Annotated in this window: 2 protein-coding genes; one reads left to right on the top strand and one right to left on the bottom strand. The window is 66.1% G+C overall.

Features of this window, described 5'->3' with window-relative positions; all coding sequences use genetic code 11:
- Positions 1 to 138 (bottom strand): erythromycin esterase family protein (locus tag AC1DY5_RS55380; protein ID WP_478122658.1); only part of this gene is annotated, 138 nt, incomplete at its 3' end.
- Here AC1DY5_RS55380 and AC1DY5_RS55375 point away from each other — a divergent pair.
- Positions 109 to 1,326 (top strand): FAD-binding protein, encoded by a 1,218-nt coding sequence (locus AC1DY5_RS55375; protein ID WP_478122657.1) that lies wholly within the window; start codon positions 109 to 111, stop codon positions 1,324 to 1,326. The two genes, AC1DY5_RS55380 and AC1DY5_RS55375, sit on opposite strands and share 30 nt — an antisense overlap.
- The last annotated feature ends 152 nt before the right edge of the window (positions 1,327 to 1,478 follow it).

Raw genomic sequence — 1,478 nt, 5'->3', positions numbered from 1 at the left:
GTAGAGCACGCCGATGGCACGCTCCAGCCGTGGATGCGACAAGCCTGCCACCACCTCCCCGGATGCCGGACCGCGCAGCGGCAGGATGAAGTTCGCGACCTTCGATTCATGGCAAAGGCGCTCGTAGCTTCCGGCCATCGAGGCGCGCACCGGCTTGACCTCGTCGCCGCCGGAACGGTGGAGGTCGAGGGGATGACGACCTACGAATCGCTGGTGGCCGCGACGCTGCCGCAAGGCGTGATGCCGGCCGTCGTGCCCCAGCTCAAGACCATCACGGTGGGCGGCGCGGTCGCCGGTGTCGGCATCGAGGCGACCTCGTTTCGCCATGGACTCGTTCACCACACGCTGCTCGAATTCGACGTGCTGCTGCCGGACGGCCGCGTGGTCACCTGCACGCCGGACAACGCGCATCGCGACCTGTTCTTCGGCTTCCCCAATTCGTACGGCTCGCTCGGTTATGCGTTGCGCCTGGTGCTCAGGACATCGCCGGTGAAGTCCTGTGTGAGTGTCGAGCATCTTGGCTTCTCGCGGCCCGACGGGTTCTTTGCGGCGCTGGCAGAGCGCTGCAAAGGTGATGCCGATTTCATCGACGGCGTGGTCTTCGATGCGCACTCCCTGGTGCTCAACGTCGCGCGTTTCGTCGATCGCGCGGCATCGCCGAGCGACTACAGCTTCGAGCGCATCTATTACCGCTCGCTGCTCGACACGCCGATCGACGAACTGAGGACGGTCGACTACCTCTGGCGCTGGGACACGGACTGGTTCTGGTGCTCCCGGAACTTCGGCGCGCAGAACGCACTGGCGCGCCGCCTGTTCGGGCGCTCGCGGCTGAATTCGCGCACCTACACAAAGCTGATGCGCTGGAACGCCCGCTGGATGGGCGCCAGGCTCTCGCGCCTTGTCGGACGCCATCCCGAATCGGTGATCCAGGACGTCGACCTGCCCATCGAGAAGGCGCCGCAATTCCTGGGCTTCCTGTTGCGGGCGATCGGCATCCTGCCGATCTGGATCTGCCCGATGCGGGTTCCCGAGCCGCACGCCGACTTCGCGCTGTATCCGCTCGACAAAGGCACTCTCTACGTCAACTTCGGTTTCTGGGATGTGGTGCAGTCGAGATCGGCGCATGAGGTCGGTCATTTCAACCGGCTGGTCGAGCGCGAGGTGCTGCGCCTGGGCGGAATCAAGTCGCTTTATTCGGATTCCTTCTTCACGCGCGACGAGTTCGACCACGCCTACGGCGGCGCGGCGTACGCGGCACTGAAGGCCCGCTACGATCCGGGCGGCCGCGCGCTCGAACTCTACGACAAGTGCGTGCGCCGGGTTTAGGGCTTGAGGGCCGGTTGTGCAGGCGCTGGCTTCGTTCCCCTGGAGACTTCGACGGTCTTCGCCGCCGCGTCCTTCGCAGCCTGTGCCGCCCGCTGCGTGGCCTCCGCGGCCTTCTGAAGCGCTTCACGCGCGGCAGCCGCGGCCTTCTCGGC

This window comes from Variovorax sp. P4_D9, assembly GCF_056401695.1.
The sequence above is the reverse complement of the archived record's forward strand: the minus strand, read 5'-3'. Positions and strand labels throughout refer to the sequence as shown.

What these genes read in the sequence shown, in the direction of transcription:
- AC1DY5_RS55375 (WP_478122657.1), top strand. Translation starts at nt 109, where the DNA reads ATGGCAAAGGCGCTCGTAGCTTCCGGCCATCGAGGCGCGCACCGGCTT.